Source organism: Actinomadura darangshiensis, from assembly GCF_004349235.1.
GTDB classification, from domain to species: domain Bacteria; phylum Actinomycetota; class Actinomycetes; order Streptosporangiales; family Streptosporangiaceae; genus Spirillospora; species Spirillospora darangshiensis.
Map to the genome: position 1 here is coordinate 1 of NZ_SMKY01000544.1, position 2,710 is coordinate 2,710.

At 71.6% G+C, this 2,710-nt stretch carries 3 protein-coding genes; 2 read left to right on the forward strand and 1 reads right to left on the reverse strand.

Annotated elements, in window-relative coordinates:
- On the forward strand, window positions 1–1,456 hold a 1,456-nt coding region (locus E1293_RS46135), incomplete at its 5' end, for a M4 family metallopeptidase (RefSeq protein ID WP_132206362.1).
- Between the two features lie 71 nt (window positions 1,457–1,527).
- Window positions 1,528–2,502 carry a M28 family metallopeptidase gene (locus E1293_RS46140; protein WP_132206364.1) on the forward strand — a complete coding sequence of 325 codons (975 nt, stop codon included), beginning with the start codon at window positions 1,528–1,530 and terminating at the stop codon, window positions 2,500–2,502.
- 7 nt (window positions 2,503–2,509) lie between these two features.
- On the opposite strand, the gene E1293_RS49080 is transcribed toward E1293_RS46140, so the two are convergent.
- A partial coding sequence (locus tag E1293_RS49080; RefSeq protein ID WP_207939521.1) for a hypothetical protein occupies window positions 2,510–2,710 on the reverse strand: 201 nt, incomplete at its 5' end.

The window sequence follows — 2,710 nt, forward strand, 5'->3', positions numbered from 1 at the left end:
CGCCAAGCCGGACCCCCGCACCCTCGCCGCCGCCTCGGCCGACCGCCTGGTCGCGGCGAAGCCCACCGCGTTCAAGAAGGCCCCCCAGGACAAGATCGTCCGACGCGGGGTCACCTCCGGCCTGCGCGGCCTCCAGCACGTCTCGTACGAGCGCACCTACGCCGGCCTGCCCGTCCTCGGCGGCGACTTCGTCGTCACCACCGACCAGAGCGGCGCGGTGCTGAGCACCTCCGTCGACCAGTCCAAGACGATCAGTGTGCCGACCGGCGCGACGGTCGGCGCGGCGCAGGCCGCGAAGACGTCCCGGGCCCGCGTGGCCAAGGTCGACAGCGCGTCTAACCCCCGCCTGACGGTGCTGGCCGAAGGCTCCGGACGGCTCGTCTACGAGACCGTCGTCAGCGGCGCCACCGCGAAGAACGCCCCGACGAAGCTGCACGTGCTCGTCGACGCCACGTCCGGCAAGGTCGTCCAGACGTGGGACGAGGTCCGGGACGCGGCCGACGACCAGAGCAACTACCACGGCACCGTCGACCTCAGCACCGCCGCCACGTCGATGACGGACCCGCAGCGCTCCGGCCTCCGGTGCGGCGGCCAGAACGGCTCCGCCTACACCGGCAGCGACAGCGCCTGGGGCAACGGCAGCGGCACCAGCCTGGAGACCGCCTGCGTGGACGCCATGTACGCCGTCCAGAAGGAATGGGACATGCTGGGCGACTGGCTCGGTCGCGACGGCATCAACGGCAACGGCGGCGGCTTCCCGATCCGCGTCGGCCTGAACCAGGCCAACGCGTACTGGAACGGCAGCTACACCAACTTCGGCCACAACCAGGCCGGCACCAAGCAGGCCACGTCCTACGACGTCGCCGGGCACGAGAACGGCCACGCCGTCTTCACCACCACCCCCGGCGGCGACAGCGGCGGCAACGGCAACGAGAAGGGCGGCATGAACGAGTCCGCCGGAGACATCTTCGGCGCGCTCACCGAGCACTACGCCAACGAGCCCGCCAGCCTCGACCCGCCCGACTACCTGGTCGGCGAGGAGGTCGACCTGGTCGGCTCCGGCCCGATCCGCAACATGTACAACCCGCAGGCGCTGGGCGACCCGAACTGCTACTCGTCCTCGATCCCGCGCACCGAGGTGCACTCGGCGGCCGGCCCGCAGAACCACTGGTTCTACCTGCTGGCCGAGGGCTCGAACCCGAGCAACGGCAGCCCGGCCAGCCCGACCTGCAACGGCTCGACCGTCACCGGCATCGGCGTCCAGAAGGCCGGCCAGGTCTTCATGGGCGGGCTCAACCGCAAGACCACGAACTGGAGCCACGCGCAGGCGCGCCTCCAGACGGTCAACGCGGCACGTGAGCTGTTCCCCGGCTCCGCCACCGAGTGCAACGCGGTCAAGGCCGCGTGGAGCGCGATCAACGTCCCCGCGCAGAGCGGCGAAGCAGCCTGCGGCTGACCGCCCCCCTCCCGCGGCCCGTGACGGGGCCCGCTCCCCCGTCGCGGGCCGCGCCCTCCCTGGAGGAACACATGAGATCGCGCATGATCGCGACCCTGGGTGCGGCGGCCCTGGCGGCGGCCGCACTCCTCGCACCGTCCGCGTCGGCCGCGCCCGCCACCCTGGCCGCGCCCGATGTCCCGCTCGCCAACGTCAAGGCGCACCTGTCGCAGCTGCAGAGCATCGCGAGCAGCAACGGCGGCAACCGCGCGCACGGCCGTCCCGGTTTCCGGGCCTCGCTCGACTACGTGCAGGCCAAGCTGGACGCCGCGGGCTACCAGACCAGCGTCCAATCGTTCTCGCGAAGCGGCGCCACCGGCTACAACCTGATCGCCGACTGGCCCGGCGGCGATGTCGACGACACCCTGATGACCGGCGCGCACCTCGACAGCGTCACGGCCGGGCCCGGCATCAACGACAACGGCTCCGGCACCGCCGCGACCCTGGAGACCGCGCTCGCCGTCGCCCGCGAGAACTACCAGCCCGACCGGCACCTGCGGTTCGCCTGGTGGGGCGCCGAGGAACTGGGCCTCGTCGGCTCGACGTACTACGTCGACAACCTGCCGTCGAGCGAGCGGTCGAAGATCACCGGATACCTGAACTTCGACATGGTCGGCTCGCCCAACCCCGGCTACTTCGCCTACGACGGCGACGGGTCCAGCGGCAGCGGCGGCCCGGCCGGGTCCGCCGAGATCGAGCAGGTGCTGCGGGCCTACTTCCAGACGATCGACGTGCCCGTCCAGGACACCGCGTTCGACGGACGCTCCGACTACGGCCCGTTCATCCGCGTCGGCATCCCCGCCGGCGGGCTGTTCACCGGCGCCGAGGGACGCAAGACGTCCCAGCAGGCGCAGCTCTGGGGCGGCCAGGCCGGCATCGCGTTCGACCGCTGCTACCACTCGTCCTGCGACACCACGTCCAACATCGACGACACCGCGCTGGACCGCAACGCAGACGCCATCGCGAACGCCGTCTGGACGCTCGCAGCCGGCGGCGGCGCCGGGTAGCCGCAGCTCAGGGGCCGGTTTCAGTAATTTCCACGACCCCGTTCACACAATTGAAAATCCAGTGGCGGATGGATCCGTTGACACCCGGCCGCCCGCCGCGATGCACTCGTGGACAGCCCTCCCCCTCATCCCAGGGCTGACCGACGAGGACGAGCGCACGGAACGAGATCTCGGCCCGGACCGTGCCCGTCCAGCGGGGCCCCCGCCC